20 protein-coding genes are annotated in these 18,269 nt (G+C 68.1%); 8 read left to right on the top strand and 12 right to left on the bottom strand.

Annotated features, from left to right (window positions below):
• Positions 1 to 44: 44 nt before the first annotated feature.
• Positions 45 to 416 carry a thioredoxin gene (gene trxA, locus DAT37_RS38180; protein WP_109529819.1) on the bottom strand — a complete coding sequence of 124 codons (372 nt, stop codon included), beginning with the start codon at positions 414 to 416 and terminating at the stop codon, positions 45 to 47.
• A 43-nt stretch (positions 417 to 459) separates the two neighbouring features.
• Positions 460 to 1,026: a 2'-5' RNA ligase family protein gene (locus DAT37_RS38185; RefSeq protein ID WP_109529820.1), complete on the bottom strand. Its 567-nt coding sequence runs from the start codon at positions 1,024 to 1,026 to the stop codon at positions 460 to 462.
• Between the two features lie 79 nt (positions 1,027 to 1,105).
• On the opposite strand from DAT37_RS38185, the gene DAT37_RS38190 reads away from it, so the two are divergent.
• Together DAT37_RS38190 and mbp1 are read left to right on the top strand one after the other, a co-directional pair.
• Positions 1,106 to 2,191: an isocitrate/isopropylmalate dehydrogenase family protein gene (locus DAT37_RS38190; RefSeq protein WP_198654646.1), complete on the top strand. Its 1,086-nt coding sequence runs from the start codon at positions 1,106 to 1,108 to the stop codon at positions 2,189 to 2,191.
• A gap of 185 nt (positions 2,192 to 2,376) precedes the next feature.
• Positions 2,377 to 2,622, top strand: a complete 246-nt coding sequence (gene mbp1, locus DAT37_RS38195; protein ID WP_109529821.1) for a microaggregate-binding protein 1 — start codon at positions 2,377 to 2,379, stop codon at positions 2,620 to 2,622.
• 68 nt (positions 2,623 to 2,690) lie between these two features.
• Here mbp1 and DAT37_RS38200 read toward each other — a convergent pair whose 3' ends face one another.
• The 3 genes from DAT37_RS38200 to DAT37_RS38210 all read right to left on the bottom strand — a co-directional run bounded on the left by DAT37_RS38200 (position 2,691) and on the right by DAT37_RS38210 (position 3,983).
• Positions 2,691 to 3,026 (bottom strand): plasmid stabilization protein, encoded by a 336-nt coding sequence (locus tag DAT37_RS38200; RefSeq protein ID WP_109529822.1) that lies wholly within the window; start codon positions 3,024 to 3,026, stop codon positions 2,691 to 2,693.
• A gap of 159 nt (positions 3,027 to 3,185) precedes the next feature.
• Positions 3,186 to 3,359, bottom strand: coding sequence for a CsbD family protein (locus DAT37_RS38205; RefSeq protein WP_109529823.1), 174 nt, complete (start codon positions 3,357 to 3,359; stop codon positions 3,186 to 3,188).
• A 117-nt stretch (positions 3,360 to 3,476) separates the two neighbouring features.
• On the bottom strand, positions 3,477 to 3,983 hold the full coding sequence (locus tag DAT37_RS38210) for a flavin reductase family protein (RefSeq protein ID WP_109529824.1): 507 nt from the start codon (positions 3,981 to 3,983) through the stop codon (positions 3,477 to 3,479).
• 224 nt (positions 3,984 to 4,207) lie between these two features.
• Between DAT37_RS38210 and DAT37_RS38215 the strand changes: the two genes are divergently transcribed.
• The 3 genes from DAT37_RS38215 to DAT37_RS38225 all read left to right on the top strand — a co-directional run bounded on the left by DAT37_RS38215 (position 4,208) and on the right by DAT37_RS38225 (position 7,502).
• Positions 4,208 to 5,896, top strand: coding sequence for an alpha/beta hydrolase (locus DAT37_RS38215; RefSeq protein ID WP_232840254.1), 1,689 nt, complete (start codon positions 4,208 to 4,210; stop codon positions 5,894 to 5,896).
• Positions 5,897 to 5,978: 82 nt separating this feature from the next.
• A complete protein-coding gene (locus tag DAT37_RS38220; RefSeq protein ID WP_232840255.1) occupies positions 5,979 to 6,614 on the top strand; it encodes a TetR family transcriptional regulator in 636 nt (211 codons plus the stop codon).
• Between the two features lie 288 nt (positions 6,615 to 6,902).
• Positions 6,903 to 7,502 (top strand): hypothetical protein, encoded by a 600-nt coding sequence (locus DAT37_RS38225; RefSeq protein WP_109529826.1) that lies wholly within the window; start codon positions 6,903 to 6,905, stop codon positions 7,500 to 7,502.
• Positions 7,503 to 7,530: 28 nt separating this feature from the next.
• Here DAT37_RS38225 and DAT37_RS38230 read toward each other — a convergent pair whose 3' ends face one another.
• On the bottom strand, positions 7,531 to 9,339 hold the full coding sequence (locus DAT37_RS38230) for a hydroxysqualene dehydroxylase (protein ID WP_109529827.1): 1,809 nt from the start codon (positions 9,337 to 9,339) through the stop codon (positions 7,531 to 7,533).
• On the bottom strand, positions 9,332 to 10,765 hold the full coding sequence (locus DAT37_RS38235) for an NAD(P)/FAD-dependent oxidoreductase (RefSeq protein WP_109529942.1): 1,434 nt from the start codon (positions 10,763 to 10,765) through the stop codon (positions 9,332 to 9,334). Before DAT37_RS38235 ends, DAT37_RS38230 begins: the two co-directional genes overlap by 8 nt.
• Before the next feature lie 165 nt (positions 10,766 to 10,930).
• Between DAT37_RS38235 and DAT37_RS38240 the strand changes: the two genes are divergently transcribed.
• Both DAT37_RS38240 and fadD1 read left to right on the top strand, forming a co-directional pair.
• On the top strand, positions 10,931 to 11,575 hold the full coding sequence (locus DAT37_RS38240) for a TetR/AcrR family transcriptional regulator (protein WP_109529943.1): 645 nt from the start codon (positions 10,931 to 10,933) through the stop codon (positions 11,573 to 11,575).
• Positions 11,576 to 11,647: 72 nt separating this feature from the next.
• Positions 11,648 to 13,240 (top strand): fatty-acid--CoA ligase FadD1, encoded by a 1,593-nt coding sequence (gene fadD1, locus DAT37_RS38245; protein WP_109529828.1) that lies wholly within the window; start codon positions 11,648 to 11,650, stop codon positions 13,238 to 13,240.
• Between the two features lie 9 nt (positions 13,241 to 13,249).
• Here the strand turns inward: fadD1 and DAT37_RS38250 are convergent, their stop codons facing one another.
• Positions 13,250 to 13,741: a GyrI-like domain-containing protein gene (locus DAT37_RS38250; protein WP_109529829.1), complete on the bottom strand. Its 492-nt coding sequence runs from the start codon at positions 13,739 to 13,741 to the stop codon at positions 13,250 to 13,252.
• Between the two features lie 63 nt (positions 13,742 to 13,804).
• Positions 13,805 to 14,140, bottom strand: coding sequence for a cupin domain-containing protein (locus DAT37_RS38255; RefSeq protein WP_109529944.1), 336 nt, complete (start codon positions 14,138 to 14,140; stop codon positions 13,805 to 13,807).
• Positions 14,141 to 14,211: 71 nt separating this feature from the next.
• On the opposite strand from DAT37_RS38255, the gene DAT37_RS38260 reads away from it, so the two are divergent.
• Positions 14,212 to 15,150, top strand: coding sequence for a GlxA family transcriptional regulator (locus DAT37_RS38260; RefSeq protein ID WP_109529945.1), 939 nt, complete (start codon positions 14,212 to 14,214; stop codon positions 15,148 to 15,150).
• Between the two features lie 18 nt (positions 15,151 to 15,168).
• Here DAT37_RS38260 and DAT37_RS38265 read toward each other — a convergent pair whose 3' ends face one another.
• Genes DAT37_RS38265 through DAT37_RS38275 form a run of 3 tightly spaced genes read right to left on the bottom strand, consistent with a single transcriptional unit; the run spans position 15,169 to position 18,259 of the window.
• Positions 15,169 to 15,960: an SDR family NAD(P)-dependent oxidoreductase gene (locus DAT37_RS38265; RefSeq protein WP_198654647.1), complete on the bottom strand. Its 792-nt coding sequence runs from the start codon at positions 15,958 to 15,960 to the stop codon at positions 15,169 to 15,171.
• Positions 15,957 to 16,886, bottom strand: coding sequence for an alpha/beta hydrolase (locus DAT37_RS38270; protein WP_109529830.1), 930 nt, complete (start codon positions 16,884 to 16,886; stop codon positions 15,957 to 15,959). Before DAT37_RS38270 ends, DAT37_RS38265 begins: the two co-directional genes overlap by 4 nt.
• The gene (locus DAT37_RS38275; RefSeq protein ID WP_109529831.1) at positions 16,883 to 18,259 is read right to left on the bottom strand and encodes a flavin-containing monooxygenase; all 1,377 of its coding nucleotides are present in this window, start codon (positions 18,257 to 18,259) and stop codon (positions 16,883 to 16,885) included. The genes DAT37_RS38270 and DAT37_RS38275 overlap by 4 nt, the downstream gene beginning before the upstream one ends.
• Between the last annotated feature and the right edge of the window lie 10 nt (positions 18,260 to 18,269).

An 18,269-nucleotide genomic window follows, 5' to 3' on the forward strand; every position in this document is an offset into this window, starting at 1 on the left:
GCATCTGCTTCGCGGGCCCGTCGGGGTGTTCGGTCGGACGCCGACTACTCGGCGGTCGCCTGCTGCTCGGCGAGTTGCTTGCGCACCTCGTCCATATCGAGCGCCTTGACCTGGGTGACCAGATCTTCCAGCGCCGCCGGTGGAAGCGCGCCCGGCTGGGCGAAGACCAGCACGCCCTCGCGGAAGGCCATGATGGTCGGGATGGAGCGGATATTCGCGGCGGCGGCCAGACTCTGTTCCGCCTCGGTGTCCACCTTGCCGTGCACGACATCGGGGTGCTGGTCGGAGGAAGCCTCGAAGGTGGGTGCGAAGCTCTTACACGGACCGCACCACGATGCCCAGAAATCGACGAGTACCACGTCGTTTCCGGTGACTACCTCATCGAAGTTCTTTTGGGTCAGCGTCTGGGTGGCCATGACGTCCTCTCGTTTCGTGTGTCGCCAGATTCCAACGCCCGGCTCACTGTTTATCTTCCACGTCCTCGACCGTGCTCGGTCCGGTACGGCCCGTCGCGTCGGCGACGAGCCATGCCCGCCGTTGCTCACCGTCCCAACGCCGAATACCCACCACGGTCGCCGGGAAATCACGATCGTGGGCGACGGCGTCGATCGCTTCGCCCAGTCCCGTGATCGGAACCCGGCGCGCGAGGGTGACGTGCGGGGTCCATTCGTCGGGCCGCACGTTCGCGGGCACGCCCGGACACGGCGCGACCGTCCGGTGGATCAGGCGGTGCAGCGCGAGCAACGATTCGGTCGGCACGACGTGGCGCACCAGGATCGGGCGTCGCTTCCCGAAGATCAGCAATCCGCCGAGGCGCACCGGGATCGGCGCGAAGGCGCAGCGCTCGAGCGCGCGGTCGATACGCGGCCAGATCTCGTGCGCCACCGCCACGGTGATATGCGGTCGGTCGGTCGCGCGGCGATGCGCGGACGGTCCGGTGACGCTCGCCTGTGCCAGTGATTCCCACTGCCGCCGGATCTCGGCGTCGGCCGCGTCGTCCAGTAGCAGTTCGACCGATTGCACCATCGTCTTCCGAAACTAGCGCTCCCGGCGTGTCAGCGGGGCGGTTCGAATCGCATCGCCGCCCCGGCGGCAGGATGACCGGGTGAACCATGTGAGTGAACCGCTACGACTCGGCCTGATCGAAGGCGACGGTATCGGCCCGGAGGTGGTGCGCGCCGCCCGGTCGGCGGTGGACGAGGCGCTGGTCGCGGTCGGCGCGCCCGCGATCGAATGGGTGCCGCTGCTGGTCGGCCACGAGGCGATCGCCGAATACGGCGATCCGGTCCCCGAGCAGACGCTGCGGGCACTGGAGGATCTCGACGCCTGGATTCTCGGACCGCACGACAATGTCTCGTACCCGGACGAACACCGGCGCGGTGTCGCACCGGGCGGGGCCATTCGCAAACACTTCGGCCTCTACGCGAATATCCGCCCGGCCAGGGCGTTCACCGGCGTGCGAGCGTTCGCGCCCGATATCGATCTGGTCATCGTGCGGGAGAACAGCGAAGGTTTCTACGCCGATCGCAATATGTACGCCGGATCGGGGGAGTTCCGGCCGACCCCGGATGTCGCGATGGCCGTCGGCGTGGTGACCCGCCGTGCCTGCGAGTTGATCGCGCACGAGGCGTACCGGCTCGCGGCCACCCGGCGCAAACGGGTCACCATCGTGCACAAGGCCAATGTGCTGCCGATGACCATGGGACTGTTCCGCGACGTGTGTTTCGACGTCGGGCACGCCTACCCGGGTGTGGAGGTGCTCGAGGAACATGTCGACGCCACCGCCGCGCATCTGGTGCGCGCACCCGGCGATTTCGACGTGCTCGTCACCGAGAATCTCTTCGGCGACATCCTGTCCGATCTGGCGGGAGAACTGAGCGGATCGCTCGGCATGGCGGCCTCGCTCAACTGCTCGGCGACCAGGGCGATGGCGCAGGCCGTGCACGGGGCCGCCCCCGGGCTCGCCGGGCACAATCGCGCGAACCCGGTCGCGCTGCAATTGTCCGCGGCGATGCTGCTGCATTGGCTCGGCGCCCGTGACGGCAACGCGCTCTACGGCTACGCGGGTGACCGCATCCGACATGCCGTCGCTTCGGCGTTCGAGGCGGGGATCGCCACCGCCGACCTCGGCGGGTCGGCGTCGACGAGCGAATTCACCGAACAGGTCTGCGCCAGGGTGCACCGCCGTTAGCCGTGGTCACCCGATGGCTGTGTTCCCTGCCGCACCGTGGTCCGAAGGTGGCCGCCCTCACTGTGGGCTCGGTGTCGGTGCAGGTAGGGGCCGCTTTCAGCGATGCGGTACCGCGACGGCCCATGTTTGAACCCCGCCCACCGGGTATGCGACCGGAGTAAGCATTCCGAGACCCGGAGGTAGATGTGTCCGAACATGCGAGTGGGCCCCGAGAGGCCGTTGAAGGCGTCATCGAGGACATCAAGGGTCGGGCCAAGGAGGCGGCGGGCGCCGTCACCGGCGACCGCGATCTGAAGGACGAGGGTGCGGCCCAGCAGGACAAGGCTGCGTCGCAGCGCGAGGCGGCCCGCAAGGAAGCCGAAGCGGAGTCCGCGCGTGCCGCCGCCGACCTGAACGAGGCGCGGCAGGCCGCCAAGCAGAAGGACCGCTGACCGCGATACTCGCGAAAAGGGGTGCGAACCGATCCGGTTCGCACCCCTTTCGTCCGTGCCGCCGACCGCTACCCCTTCTTGCGCGCCAGCGCCGCCGCCAGCTGCGCTTTGTTCATCGTCGAGCGGCCCTCGATCCCGCGCTGCCTGGCCTCGTTGTACAGCTGATCCCTGGTCGGCCCCTTCGGACCCTTGCGGCCGGAACGCTGCCCGCCGCGTTCCTGCGGTGACTTGTCCCGCAGGGATGTCCGGCTCGCCGTTCTGGTCTGGCCGGCGCGAGCGCGATTCTTGTTCACCGTCCGCGCGGCGATCTCCTTCGCGCGGCGGGGGTCCGCGCCCTGTTCCTTCTCGGCATCCCTGATGTGCTCGTATTGCCGTTCGTTCTTGTCGGTCCATTCCTTCGGCATCCCGCACCTCCTCTATCGGCGGGTACCCGGCACGGTGGCCCGAAACCAGCGCGTGCACGACCGTGTACGCATGTCCGGGTTGTACCCCGAGCGAAACGAAAGACGCGCGGGTACAGGTCGGATGACCTGTACCCGCGCGCCCGAGATGTCTTCGGTGGATCAGTGGCGGAACGCGTCCTTGACCTTCTCGCCCGCGTCCTTCAGATTCGACTTGGCCTGGTCGGCCTTGCCTTCGTTGCGCTTCTCGTCGTCGCCGGTGACCTGGCCGAACTTCTCCTTGGCCTGACCGGCGATGTCTTCGGCTTTGTTCTTCGCCTTGTCGGTGGTGCTCACGAAGATCCCCTTTCCTGAGGCGAACCGGTCTCGGTATCGACCGGTCTCCTACCGCATAGCCCGGTTCGGGGCGGGCAAACATCCGAGTATCCGACCATCGCTTGCCCGCGACCCGGATCAGGCTTCGTGACCGGGCTCAAGCGCGGCCACCCGGTCGTAACGCAGTGCGGTGATATCCGGTGCCGGAGCGGAACCGGCTTCCGGCGCCAGGACGAAGCCGACGTGGTCGCCGAGATCGTGTGTGTCGAGGATCCGCCCGCAGAACCAGCCCGCAGCGGCGTCGAGTATCGGCAGGGTGGCGGGGCCGGGGTGCCAGTCGCAGTGCGCGAATTTGTCGATGTCGTCACCCGTTTCCGCGCCGAACAGGGTCGCCAGCGAGGTCTGTCCGCTGTCGAGCAGGTGAACCGCGAGGTGATGGGCCTCGCGGGCGAGGGCGTAGGTGTGATTCTTCTTGGAAAGGGCGACGAGGAAACGGGGCGGGTCGATGCTGACCTGGGTGGCGAACCCCACCAGGCAACCCGCCCGCAGTGGCCCCTTGCGGGTCGTCACCACGAGGACCGGGTAGTCGGCACCCGCGACGAAAGCGCCGAGAACCGACCCGGCATGTGCGCTGCCCTCGGGCATGTCTACTCCTTCGCGTTCGAACAACCGATGTGGGGCGGATACCCGGTACAGGGCCGACGCACCACGAGGATGGCCGGGCACCACACGGTGACGACACCGGCGGGGGTGCTTGCGCGGGCGATCCGCAGCGGCGACCATGTGGCAACCTGCTCGCGGATCTGTGGCGAACATCCCGCTGACGTGCCGGTCGCACGGGAGACCGGTCGAATCGCAAAGGAATGCGGATGGATTCAGGACCGAGCGTGCGGAATGCGCCGACCGAACCGGAGTCCGAGGTCGCCCGGCCACCACGCGATCCGCACGGCCTGTCGTTCACCGGAATGGTGCTGGCCCTGCTGGTGGCGTGGATTTCGCTGACCCCGTCACTGCTGCCACGCGGACCGCTGTTCCAGGGCATCGTGTCGGGTGCGGCGGCATTCGTCGGCTACGGCCTCGGGACACTGCTCGCGGCCGTGGCGTTCTGGATGGTGCGACGCCGACCCCCGCGCCCGGGCGGGGCGGTGTGGATGGGGCTGGCCGTGCTCGCGGTGGCGGGTTCGGTGGGGGTTTTCCTCTGGTTCGCCCACTGGCAGCGGGATCTGCGCACCCTCATGGAGGTCGACGGCCTGTCCTGGCGTGCCTATCCGACCATCGTGATCGTCGCGGTGATCATCTTCGCGGCGTTGCTGCTGACCGCGAGGGCGGTGGTGTGGGTGGCGCGCGCGATCGCGGGTGTGCTCGGCCGGGTGCTGCCGGATCGGGTCGCGGTGGTGGCCGCCTGTCTGGTCGTGGTCGTCGGGGCGGTCGGCATTCTGAACGGTGTCGTCGCCGATGCGGGGATGACGCTGCTCAACGACGTGTTCAAGAATGTGAACAACGAGATCGGCGCCGAGATCGACGCACCGCAGGGGCCGGAGCGTTCCGGTGGACCCGGGTCGCTGGTGAGCTGGGAATCGCTCGGTCGCCAGGGCCGCATCTTCGTCGCGGGCGGGCCGACCGCGGCGCAATTGGCCACCTTCAGCGGCCGACCCGCGAGCACGCCGGTGCGCGTCTACACCGGGTTGGCATCGGCGCCGACACCGGAGGAGGAGGCGGCTCTCGCGGTCGCCGAGTTGGAGCGCGCGGGCGGATTCCAGCGGGCTGTGCTCGGCGTCGCGACGACGACGGGCACCGGCTGGATCAACGAAAGAACCGCCGCCGCAGTGGAATACCTCTACAACGGCGATACCGCGCTGGTGAGTATGCAGTACTCGTATCTACCGAGCTGGATCTCCTTCGTCGTGGACAAGGAACGCGCGCGCCGCGCCGGTCGCGCGTTGTTCGACGCGGTCTACGCGCGATGGTCGACGCTCGCGATGGACGCCAGGCCGAAACTGGTCGTCTTCGGTGAGAGTCTCGGCTCGTTCGGCGGCGAGGCTGCCTTCTCCGGCGTGCAGGACATGGCCGCGCGCACCGACGGCGTGTTGTTCGTCGGTCCCACCGCGAGCAACGAGGTGTGGCGGGACGTCACCGCCCGCCGGGACTCGGGTTCACCCGAATGGCTCCCGATCTATCGGGACGGGCGCATCGTGCGCTTCGTCGCTCGCGCACCCGATCTGGGGCGGCCGGCGTCGGAGTGGCCGTCACCGCGCGTGGTCTATCTCCAGCACGCCTCCGATCCGATCACCTGGTGGACACCGGAATTGCTGTTCCGCGAACCGGATTGGCTGCGCGAACCACGCGGCGACGACGTCCTGCCCGCGACGCGCTGGTACCCCGTGGTGACCTTTCTCCAGGTATCGGCCGATATGGCGGTATCGGTCGACGTCCCCGACGGCCACGGCCACACCTTCCACGCGGCCATCGCCGATTCCTGGGCCGCCATCCTCGCGCCTGCGGGCTGGAGCGAAGCCGACACGACGCGGCTACGAGCGGTTCTGACCGGATCGGCGTGATGTGGGCGCGGGGTGTGAATTCGGCCGACCGAATTCGCCGAGAGTAATGCAGTTACTGTGACCTGCCGTTTAGGGTGAATGCGTGAGTCGGCAACGAGACGAGGCGACATGCGAGCAGATCATCACCGTGGTGATCGAACTGCTCGAGTCGGACGGTTACGACGCCGTCCAGCTGAGAGAGGTGGCCAAGCGGGCCCACATGTCGTTGGCGACGGTCTACAAGCATTTCGCCACCAGGGACGCGTTGCTCGTGGCCGCCGTCGGGCGCTGGATGGCCGTCAACGCGTATTCGGCGGTGAAGCCGCCCGGTGAGAACGAGTCGCTCTACGACGGCATGATGCGCCTGCTGACCTACATCTTCTCCCCGTGGGAGGACAATCCCAAGATGCTGGAGGCGTACTACCGGGCGCGTCACGGTGCGGGTGGAGACGGCCTGGACAACCAGGGGGTGAGCGCGGTCATGCCTATCGCGATCCCGCTATTCGAGGCCGCCGATCCGCGCTACGCGGAGGATGTCGGTCTCGTGCTGGCAAATATGTCGTTCGCGCTGATCGGCCGATTCGTGGACAAGCAGATCGAGATCACCGAGATCCTGCCGACGCTGGAACGGGCGGTGTTTCGCCTGACCAACGACAATACCGTCGACGCGAACGCGGCGCGTTCGGGAAGTCGAGTCAACGAGATCGACCCCAACTACTCGTCGCCGTACAATCACTGACTCGTTCCTGCTACCTTTCTGCTATGTGTGACATGTATCACACATGTGATGTGCGCAACGACTGGATTGCAAGAGATAACCCGGTTACTGTTGGCTTCGACAGGCGTCCGAGGAAGCCGATGCACCCCCAGTCCTCAGCATCGCGCGTATGTCCCTCGGCCTGACATCCGAAACCTCGCCGCGACCGCGGCACGACTTCGTGCTGCCTCGATGCCGTACGACGGTCGCCGCGCGTGGAGCGCTTCGGTGGCAGGTCTGTCGTGATCGCACGAGAACGGAATGAGAATTATGGCTCGACACATCGCAGAATCCGTCGATCGCCGCATCGGCTTCCGATCCGTTGCCGACTGGCGGGCCGACATCGACCGCCGTCCGCTGCGCCGCAGACTCGTCGTCATCGCCCCCGCGGCGGCCGACGCCGTGCGCGATCTGGGCGGGTGGATGTTCGATATGACCACCGCGGGATGGGAAGTGACCGTCGCCGTCGCCGACCACCGCGATCTCCGCTCGCTGGAGATCCTCGGCCTGCTCGTGGTCGATCTCGACCAGGTGCTCGACGCCCCGCTGCACGAACTGCACGCGGACACCATCGCCGTCGCGACCAGCAGTTACAGCTTCGACGACCGGGTGCGTGACGGCGTGCTCGACTGTATGCAACGCGGTGCGACCAGGACCATGTTCTGGGGTGACGAACTGCCGGTGGAATTCGACAACGCCACCGAGACCACGCGGCATCGGGTGAGCGTGGCGGCCCGCGCGTTCACCTCGTGCGCCATGCGGGCGGCAGGCCTGGCCGTCGAGGCCACCGCCCACACCGCGATCATCTGGACCGCGCGCGCCACCGCGCGCGATATCCGCAGGCTCGCGGCGCTCCTGCCCGCGAGCTAGATCCGACCCGGATCCCGACCGGCCGGGCTCAACCCTCCAGAAGGTGGGGAAGCCCGGCCCGGAACCGATCGGCGTCGATCCGTTTGGCCGGTTCGAATATCGGCAACGCCACGAGCGGGAAGATGGCCGCGCGCTCGGCCGGATCGTCGGCGGCGTCGAGTATCGCGTTGGCCGCCGCCCGTCCCGATTCGTTGGCGCTCTCCATCGTCGCCAGGTCGATATGACTGCGGACGTGGTCGCCGCCGAAGAACAGATTCGGGATCGCGCAGTGGGCGTCGGGTCGGTGATCGTAGGACCCGACCGTATTCACCAGCAGCGGCGTCGCATTGCGCGTCGTCCCGCCGGACCAGGTGATACCGGGATCGATATGCCAGGAATGAATGTCCTCGCGCCGCAGCCAATCGGTTCCGGTGTTGAGCCATTCGCACAGCTGCGCCCAGACCTCGGCGGCGACCTCGGTCGCGGTGCACTGTTTCGCGGGCCGGTTGTACAGGATGCCCGGTGAATCCCAGTCGGAGATGTCGACGGACAGGCATTCGCGAACCGAGCCGTCGCCGTAGCGCGCCGCGAAATCGCCGACCCACATGGGAGCCTGCCGCAACGCGGTGAGAGCCCACGGTGTGCCGAGCGCGGCGATGTGACCTTCGGGGATCTCGGTCGGCGAGGTCAGGTAGTACTGGATCCCGACCATCCAATCGGTCTGGAGTTCGCGCATACCCGCCAGTCGCGGGTCGGCGTCGATGATCTCGTCGCCGAGCAGGTCAACGGCCCGCTCCACCGGAATCGCGCAGACGAACCAGTCCGCGGTGACCGTGGAGGCGACACCGCGCGAATCCACGACCGTGGCCGAACCGATCACGCCGTCGCGCAACCGCAACGCCGTCGCCCGCTGTCCGAGGACGAAACGGACCCCGCGCCCGCCCAGGTAATTCACCCACGGATCGATCCAGGCCTCGTTGGTGGGGCGATTGAGGATGCGGTCGACGCCGCCGGAGAACTGGGGGATGAGTCCGGTCGCCGCGAGCACGAGCGCCTCGCCGATCGTGCCGATGGTGCGTGCGGAGCTGAGATGCGGTTTCGCGGCGACGGTGATGCGGGTCAGCGCGTTGACGAGGTAGTCCTGATAGGCGCGCGACTTGCCGTTCGCGTGCATGATCTGCTCCCAGGTCACGTACTCCCACTGTCCGAAACGGCGTTCGGGACTCGAGGTGAACCACACCATCATCTGCTTGGCGAAGAACGCGAGTTCGGCGGGCGGTAACTCCGGGATGAAGCTGAACGCGCCGATAATGCTGTTCTGCAACAGTTCCAGCGTCAGCTGGTCCAGTGATCCCGCCTCCACCGGCGCGAAGATCGGCGGCCTGCCACGGAATCCGGCGACCGCCCCCTCGACGCGTACGAGATTGTCGGCGACGCCGTTGGGATTGCCGGGGAACGGGATTCGCGCCATCGTGTCCGGAACATGTTGGTAGCAACCGGGAAAGAACCGGAAGCCGTGTTCGCCCGGCAGGTCGAGCCTGCCGCCCGCCGCCGTGTTCGGAACGCCCATGCTGCGCGCTTTGCCGCCGAGGTAGTCCGGTTCGTAGACGGTCACCTCGTATCCGCGTTCGACGAGTTCGTGCGCGGCGCTGAGCCCGGCCATGCCGCCGCCCAGAATCGCGACGGTCCGCCCGCCGGTATGCAGTGCCGGGGCACGTCGTGGTTCACCCGCGCTCGCGGGTGCGCCGAACAGCGGTGTCGCGGTCAGCGCCGCGCCGGTCAGCGCCGCACCCGCCAACGCGCCGCGCAGCAGATCTCGTCGTCCGAACGCTGTCGGATTCGGTTGGGGTTCAAACATGGTGATCTCCTGGGCAACTGGTGACCGGTCGGGCGCTGGAGGTAGGGGACGTCCGCGTGTCGGGCCGCGGCCGTGGTGGGTGCTCGGCGCGCAGAGTGCGCCACGACTCCAGCCGGTCGGCGGCGATATCGCGGACCTCGCGCGCGGCGTCGCGAACCACCGCGACCGGATGTGCCCGCGAGTGCCACAGGGCGCGTGTCGAGAGCGACAGGGCCTGGTAGGGCGTGAACAGGTCGGCGGGTTCGGCGATGCGGGAGAACAGGTCGGTCACCGCCGAGGCGAACCTCGGATCCCCGGCGGCCGTGCGGTACAGCTCGATCTCCCATGGCCGCATGGCTTCTCCGCGTGCCAGTCGATTCGTCCACTGGTAGAGGCCCTCGCATTCGCGCACGCGCAGTCGCTCCCAGTCGCGCAGCGCGCGGTCGAGTGCGACGGGATCTCCGAGCACCGGCGCGGTCCGTTCGCCCAGAATCCGCCCGTAGCGCAGCGCGTCGCGGATGCCCTGCGCGGTGATCGGATCCTTGAAATGTCCGGCGTCGCCCGCCAGCGCCCATCCGGGACCGGCGGAACGACGGAAGTACGAGGACAGATTCGTCGCTGACCGCACACGGCCGACGCGGGTCGCGCCGCGCAGACGTTCGGCCAGGCCGGGGAGTCGTCCGATGGCCTGTTCGTAGCGCCGCTCGGCGTCGCCCGGACGTAGCGGACCCGGCTCGGCGGGCGGCTGGACCAGGCTCAGGACCAGGCCGTCGTCGCAGGGGAACGCGGTGCCGAGATCGGTGCCCGCGCGCCACTGCGCCGCGATGTGGCGTTGCGCGTCCTCGCTGTCGCGCCAGTAGGCGAAATAGCAGTCGCGCCCACTGGGCCTGTCCGCGAAAGGTTCTCGCGTGCCGACCAGTTGCGCCACGGTGCTGCGCCGTCCGTCGGCGCCGACGACGAGAACGGCGCGCACGTCGCGGATCTCGCCTTCGGGGTCGCGGTAGCGGACACCGCGGCAGCGTCCGCGCTCCCAGATGAGTTCCAGGACACGGCATTTCTCGCGGATGTCGACACCCGCCGCGCGGGCCGTCGCGACCAGGGCGGCATCGAGGCGAACGCGACGGACGCACATCGCGTAGCCGATTCCGTCTACGGGGGTGAACGGTGTCGACACCACGTGTCCCGCTCCGTCCGCGTGTGCCCGTGTGAGATGCGGCGCGCCCGTGTCCTCGACTCGCCCGAGCGCGCCGAGTCGCTGGAGTTCGGCGACCCCGGCGGGCCACAGCAGATGCGTCGACAGCGTGTCGGACGGGAAAACGGCGCTGTCCAGGGCGATGACGCGACGGCCGGCACGGGCGAGCGCGATCGCGGTGGCCGATCCCGCGCAGCGCGCGCCGACCACGACGACATCGGTGTCCTCTGCGCGGATAACGGGGGAGTCGTTCATCGTCATCGCCTCGTAAAACTTGTATCGGACACTATGTCCGATACATGGTGTTTCGAAGGCTGTCGAATGTCAACGACGAAACGGTCACGGCAGAATGGGCCGCATGGACCCTTCGATCGGACGATCGCCGCGCGCAGCGGCCGGGCGGTGGCCAGTGGACTGCGAATGTCGTCGCTGACCCGGGTGCCACGGGCGTCGCGCAAGCAGTCCGACGATCGCCGAGCCGATTTCGAACAGCGCGTGCTGCGCGCCGTCGAGGAATTGCTCGCGGACGGCACGCCCTACACCGAGATCGCGGTGCAGAAGATCGCGGTCGCGTCGCAGGCCGCCAGATCGACCTTCTACCGGTACTTTCCCGACAAGAGTCAACTGTTGATCCGCATGGCGGACCTTGCCACCGCGGATCTGTTCGCCGCCGCGGAGCAGTGGTGGGAGACCGAACACGCCGACCACGAATCCGGTGTCGTCGCGGCGATCGGCGCGATGATCGCGGGCTTTCGGCAGCATCGGTATCTGCTGCTCGCGCTGAGCGAGGTGGCCGCCTACGACCGTGATGTCGGCGCGTACTGGCGCGAGCGGGTCGCCACCTTCGTCGACATGGTTCGCGCGCGCCTGGAATCGGATCGCGAACGCGGCCTGATCCATGCCTCGGTCGATCCGGCGGCGACGGCGATCGTGCTGACGTCGATGGTGGAGCGGTCGATCACCGTCGCGTTCGCGCCGTCCTCGGGTATCGCCGACGACGCGCTGGCCGCCGCGTTGGGCCGGGCGATCTGGTTGGTGGTCTACGGCGACGCGCCCCGGAAGTGACCGTCACGCGGGGTAGTAGACAATTTTCCGAATCTGTATACGGATTCCTGGAACCCGTTCTAGATTGTGCCCATGGCTGCAACGGTCACCGAACTTCTGCTCGCGCGAGCCGACGACGATTGCCTCGCGATCACCTATTCCGGACGGACCTGGACCTGGCGTGAGCACATCGCCGAGGCGCGCGGGCGGGCCGCGGCGATCCTGTCGGTCGCCGATCCCGCGCGCCCGATGCATGTGGGCGCGCTGCTCGGCAATACCCCGGACATGCTGACCAGCCTCGCGGCCGGGGCACTCGGTGGGTATGTCACGGTCGGGGTCAACAACACCCGCCGCGGTGCGGCCCTCGCCGACGACATCCGGCGTGCCGATGTGCAGATCCTGTTGACCGACGCCGAGCATCGTGGACTGCTCGAGGGGCTCGACCTCGAGGGTGTCACCGTGTTCGACCTGTCCGCGCCGGACTGGTCCGAATTGCTGGCCGGTGCGGGGGAATTGACCCCGCACAGTGTGCCGGGCGCGATGGACCCGTTCATGCTGATCTTCACCTCCGGCACCAGCGGGAACCCGAAACCGGTGCGGTTGGCGCACATGATGGTGCCCTTCGCGGGCCCGCCGCTGGTCGAGCGATTCGGTATCGGCGCCGACGACATCTGTTACCTGTCGATGCCGCTGTTCCATTCCGCGGCGATCCTCGGCGGCTACTGCGTCGCGCTGGTCAGCGGAGCGGCGATGGCGCCGGCCAAATTCTCGGCCTCGACCTTCCTCGACGATATCCGCCGCTACGGCGCGACCTACATGAACTACGTCGGCAAACCCTTGGCCTACATCCTCGCCACCGCACAGCGACCCGACGACGCCGACAACCCGCTGCGGGTGGCCTTCGGCAACGAGGCCACCGACCGCGACATCGACGAATTCGCCCGCCGCTTCGGGTGCACGGTATGGGACGGATTCGGCTCGACCGAACTGGCGATCATCATCACCAGGGAGCCCGGCACCCCGCCCGGGTCGATCGGGAAGGGCTATCCCGGTGTGGCCGTGTACAACTCGGAGACCGTCACCGAATGCCCACCCGCGGTCTTCGACACGCACGGCGCCCTGGTCAATCCCGACGAGGCCATCGGCGAACTCGTCAACGCCGACGGCACCGGCCTGTTCATGGGCTACTACGGTGACGAGGCCGCCACCGCCGAACGCACCCGCGGCGGCCTGTACTGGTCCGGTGATCTGGCCTACAAGGACACCGAGGGATACATCTACCTCGCCGGACGCACCGCGGACTGGATGCGCGTGGACGGTGAGAACCTCGCCGCGGGACCGATCGAACGGATCCTGCAACGCCTCGACGCCGTCAGCCGAGTCGCGGTCTACGCCGTCCCGGACGAACACGTCGGCGACGCGGTCATGGCCGCGATCGTCCTGCGCGACAACACTTCCCTGACCCCTGGCGAGTTGACCGCCTTCCTCGGCGAACAAGCGGACCTCTCGCCCAAAGCCTGGCCGCGATTCGTCCGCCTGGCCGCCGACCTGCCGACGACGGCCACCAACAAGATCCTCAAACGCGCACTCGTCCGCCAAGGGGCGACCGCGGGCGAGGGAGGAACCCTGTGGCGACGCGAATCCCGGTCGACCACCTACGAGATCGGCGAACCCGTACCGCGCTGACCCGCCGCTTCAGGAGGGACTGAGCAGCCAGTTCAGTTCCGTGCGCAACAGCGAAGGATCCATATCGGGCGCGGGCCGCGTGTGGTAGACCTCCCACCGCGCAGGCCCGGCGTTGGCGCCCTGCTCCTCGATCCACGATCCCAGCCGATCCCACGCGTCGCCGAGCCCGTCGAAGCCGCCGACGTGCACCACCCGCGCGACCCGCCCCGCGGGCAGTCGATCCGCGACGACCTCGCCCTGCGGCCGCAACTCCCGATCCACCGCGAAGCCCACGTCGAGATCCCACGATTCCTCGGAGATGGACCGGAACAGCGCGTACGCGGGTCCGACGATCGTCGCCCCCTGTTCACCGATGACCTGCGGCAGCACCTGGAACGACGAGTCGAAGAAGTCACGCAGCCCGCTCACCGCCACTTCACCGCGAACGATCGCCGTCACCACCTCGGCCACCTCGACCACCACCGGACCGGCCGTCGGATCGACACTGCCGTCGTCGGACATGACTCTCCTCGATGTCGTGGGATATTCCACGAACACAGTAGTCACCGCCCCCGGAACCGCGGGTCAGCCCGCCGGGTAGAAGAGGAACAGGGTGCAACCGGTGGCGCTGGCCGGAATATGCCACGTGCCCGCCGGAGCGTGGAGAAATGTGCCCGCCGGATAGTCGCGCGCACCGTCGGCGAAGGTGCCCGCGAGGACGTAGACTTCTTCGGGTCCCGGGCCGTGCACATCGCGGTGTGGCCACGAGGTTCCCGGGTCCATCTCGAGTACGGCGGCGTGTGCGCCGGATGAGCCTTTCCACAGCGGACGGAGTCGGATCCCGGGGAAGAGTTCGCGGACAGGCGCTTCGGCGACCGAGACGGAGGTGTAGCCCTCCTGGGCCAGGATTTCGGAGTGCATGAATTCCACCCTTGCGCGCGTTCACGGCACGCGACAGTGTCGAGGCGGACGCCAGTGGGTATCTTTCTGCCGTGCATCGCGTGGTGGCCCTGGTCCGTCCGGTGCAGTCGACGTTCGAACTCGGCTGTGCCGTCGAAGTGTTCGGCACGAGGCGGGCCGGGGTGCCGCAGCACTACGAGTTCGAGGTGTGCACGCAGATCCCGGGCCCCGTGCCGACGACCGCGGGGTATGCGATCTCGGTCGCCAACGACCTGTCGGCGCTCGCCGCCGCGGACACCGTGCTCATACCGGGCTGGGCGCCGCTGGAGGCGCCGCTGTCGCCCGGCGTACGTCGCGCGTTGTTGCAGGCCCATGCCCGTGGAGCGCGGTTGGTCACGATCTGTTCGGGAGTATTCGCACTCGCACGAACCGGCCTGCTCGACGGCCGCACAGCCACCACGCATTGGGCGCGCGCGGCACAGCTCGCGCGGGAGTTCCCGATGGTGCGGGTGGAGCCGAACCGGCTGTACGTGGATCACGGCGACGTGGCCACCAGTGCCGGCGCGGGCGCCGGGATGGACCTGTGCCTGCACCTGGTTCGCCGGGACCACGGTGCCGCGCACGCGGAGTTACTGGCGCGACACATGGTGATGCCACCGCACCGGGACGGGGATCAGCCGCCGCGTCCGCGGCCCGCCGATCCCCTGGACGGTCTCCTCGAATGGGCGGGAACCCGCCTGGGAACCACGCTTTCGGTGAACGACATGGCCGACCACCTCGGTGTCTCCACCCGTACGCTGGCCCGGCGCTTCGCCGACCGACTGGACACGAGTCCGGGCCTCTGGTTGACGTCGCGGCGAGTGGCCGAGGCCCGCACGCTGCTGGAACGCACGGACCTCCCGGTCGAAGCGATCGCCGCCCGGGTCGGCTTCACCTCGGTCGTCAACTTGCGTCGCCGCTTCCGCGCTCGGGTCGGGACGACGCCGGGCGCCTACCGGCGGGCCTTGACGGATAGTGACGTCGACGGGTGAGCGACTGCGCCGCAACGGTTATGGCGCGGCCTGGTCCATCATCGCCTTCACCCGGCCGACGACGTCGGGGTATCTGCGCAGGTGCGCGCCGCCGTTGAGATCGATGGTCGACCCGGTCATCCATCCCGCCCGGCTCGACGCGAGGAAGGCCACGGCGTCGGCGATTTCCTCGGGTTGTCCGCTGCGGCCGAGGGGGGTGTTCTCCAGGTATTCCTCGATCAGACCGGGCACCAACGCGGCCCCCGCGACCAGTGGGGTGTCGACCAGGCCGGGGGAGATCGCGTTGACCCGGATGCCGCGTTCGGCGAGTTCGAGCGCGGCGACCTGCACCAGCATCAGCACGCCCGCCTTGGCGGCGCAGTAGGCGGCCAGGCCGGTGCCGGCCTGGCGTGCGTTGAGCGAGGCGATGCAGATGATGCTGCCGCCGTCGGCCATCTGCCTGCCCGCGTGTTTGAGGACGAGGAAGGTGCCGGTCAGGCAGACGTCTATGGTGGTGCGCCAGTGCGCGAGCTCGAGTTCGGTCAGCGCGCCGGGCATCGAGAGTCCGGCGCAGTCGACCACGGCGTGCACGCCCCGTTCGGCCTCGAATCCTCGCTGCACCGACGCCTCGTCGGTGACGTCCATGGCGATCGCGGTCACCTCGCCGCCGAGTCGGGCGGCCGCCTCCCGAGCGCCCTCCTCGTTCACATCGGCGATCACCACGCGGTAGCCCTCCGCCGCCAGGGTGCGCGCGGTAGCGAAACCGATGCCCGACGCGCCGCCGATCACCAGCGCCGAGCGCTTGTCCGGCGTTCCGACAATGGCGTTCATACCGACTCCTCGATCGCGGGAACGGCTGTGTCCAGCCGCAGATGACGGCGCAGGAAGCGCACCTGATGGTCGACCGCGGCGTCGAAATACGGATTGCCGGAGAAGAGGTCGAAATGGTCGCACGGGTAGTGCCTGACTTCGGCCCGCGCCTTGAAGGCCGCCTTCGCCGCGGAATGCGGCGGTGCGGCGCGGTCGAAATCGGCGATCTGCACGAGAACCGGGGCGGTGATGCGATCGGCCTTTCGGTCGGCCCGGTATCCGCCCAGTTCGAGTCCGACGGCGGCGTCGACCTCGTTGCGCCAGGTCGGACCCGCCAGCGCCAGGTAGCTCTCGTAGTATCCGTCGGCGGTCAGCGCGGCGTGTTCGCCCGGCCTGCCGACCAGCGGCATCATGGTCGCGGTGCGGCCGAGCCGTCCCGCCAGCGCGCTGCGCACCCCGGTCACCGCGGATCGGGCCATCGCGGTGGCGCCGATCCGGGTCAGCGCGGTGCGGCCCGCGGCCAGTCCGTCGACCAGCGGCACCACCGCGATGACGCCCTGGATATCGGAACGGTCGGCCGCCACCGTCAGCGCGTGGCCGCCGGACTGCGAGATGCCCCACAGCACAACGCGCTTCGGGTCGACGCCCGGTTGCCGCGCGGCCGCGACGATCGCGGCGTGGTAGTCCTGCACCTGTGCCGTCATCGAGACCCGTTGTCGCGGTTCGCCGTCCGATGCGCCGAAGCCACGGTAGTCGAAGGCGAATACCGCGACACCCGCCGCCGCGAGCCGTCGGGCGAACGGCGCGAGACCGGAATCCTTGGTGCCGCCGAAACCGTGCGCCATGACGACCACGGGGCGGCGGTCGGCACCGTCCGCACCGAAAAGCCACGCATCGCATCTGGTTCCGTGTGAGTCGAACGAGATTTCCCGATAGTCCGTCGTCACTGTCGCACTCCCGCGTTCGGCACCGTGTCACTGACGGCGGCCCACTTCGGTGGCCCGAGGGCGCGGGATCTCCGCGCGCCCTCGGGCAGTTCGCGTGTCCGCATATCGTGTTCGTAGAGGAAATAGTCGACCTGCTGGGTGTGGCGGGGGCGGTCGAGCATATGCCCGGTGTAGTGCTGCTGATCGGAGACGATCACCTCGCGCATCCGCTCCGGTTCGGGCAGCCGGTACCGGCCGACCGCGTAGGCGCCGATCAGTCGCGCCTGGCATTCCACGAACGGGAACAGCGTGGGCGTCGACTGGGCGAACCCGGCGAAGACCAGGTCCTCGATACCCGGCACGAACATCCGCTTGTACAGGTCGATCCGATTGTCGGGCGCGCTGAGGAATTCGGGGTCGAAGAACGGGAAGGTGATGTTGTAGCCGGTGGCGTAGATGATGACGTCGAAATCGTCGGCGGTGCCGTCGGTGAAATGCACGGTCTGCCCGTCGAAACGCGCGATATCGGGTTTCGGGAGCACGTCACCAGACCCGAGGCGCAGCGGCAGTTCCACCGACTGGGTCGGATGTGCTTCGAAGAGTTTGTGATTGGGGGTCGGCAGCCCGTAGTTCTCCGGCTTGCCCGAGGTCAGCGGACTGGCCAGCTGGATGAACTTGCGCTGCCACGAATACGGGATGTACGGGCTGGTACGGAAGTACTTGTCCGCAGGCTTGCCCGCGATATATTTGGGCACGATCCACGCGCCGGAGCGGGTGGACAGGCTCAGGGTGTTCTGTAGCGCCTTCGAGGACAGTTCGACGGCGATATCGGCCGCGCTGTTGCCGAGGCCGACCACCAGGATCCGCGCTCCGGTGAAGTCCATCGGCGTGCGGGGATCGATGTAGTGGTGCGCGTGCATGGTGGTCCCGGTGAATTCGCCGGGGAAGCTGGGGTAGCGCGGATCCCAGTGGTGGCCGTTCGCGACGACGAGCAGATCGAAGTACTGGGTTCCGGTGCGCTGGGTGCGCAGTTCCCAGCCGCCGTCGGGCAGGCGGCGCGCGTGTTCGACACCGTTCTCGAACTGGATGTGCTCGCCGAGGCCGAACGCGGTGGCGTAGTCATCGAGGTACTGCTTGATCTGGCTGTGGTGCGGGAAGTCGGGGAAGTCCTCGGGCATGGGGAAATCCCGGAACGACAATTGATGTTTGGACGTGTCGATATGCAGCGATCGATAGGCGCTGCTGTGCCCGTTCGGATTGCCGAAGGCCCAGTTGCCGCCCACCCGGTCCGACGACTCGAAACACACGTACGGCACGCCGTAGTCGTTGAGCATCTTTCCCGCGGTGAGTCCGCTGATACCGGCGCCGATGACCGCGGTCCGCGGTTGATACATATCCCGATCC

Source organism: Nocardia aurea, assembly GCF_003123685.1.
Lineage (GTDB): Bacteria > Actinomycetota > Actinomycetes > Mycobacteriales > Mycobacteriaceae > Nocardia > Nocardia aurea.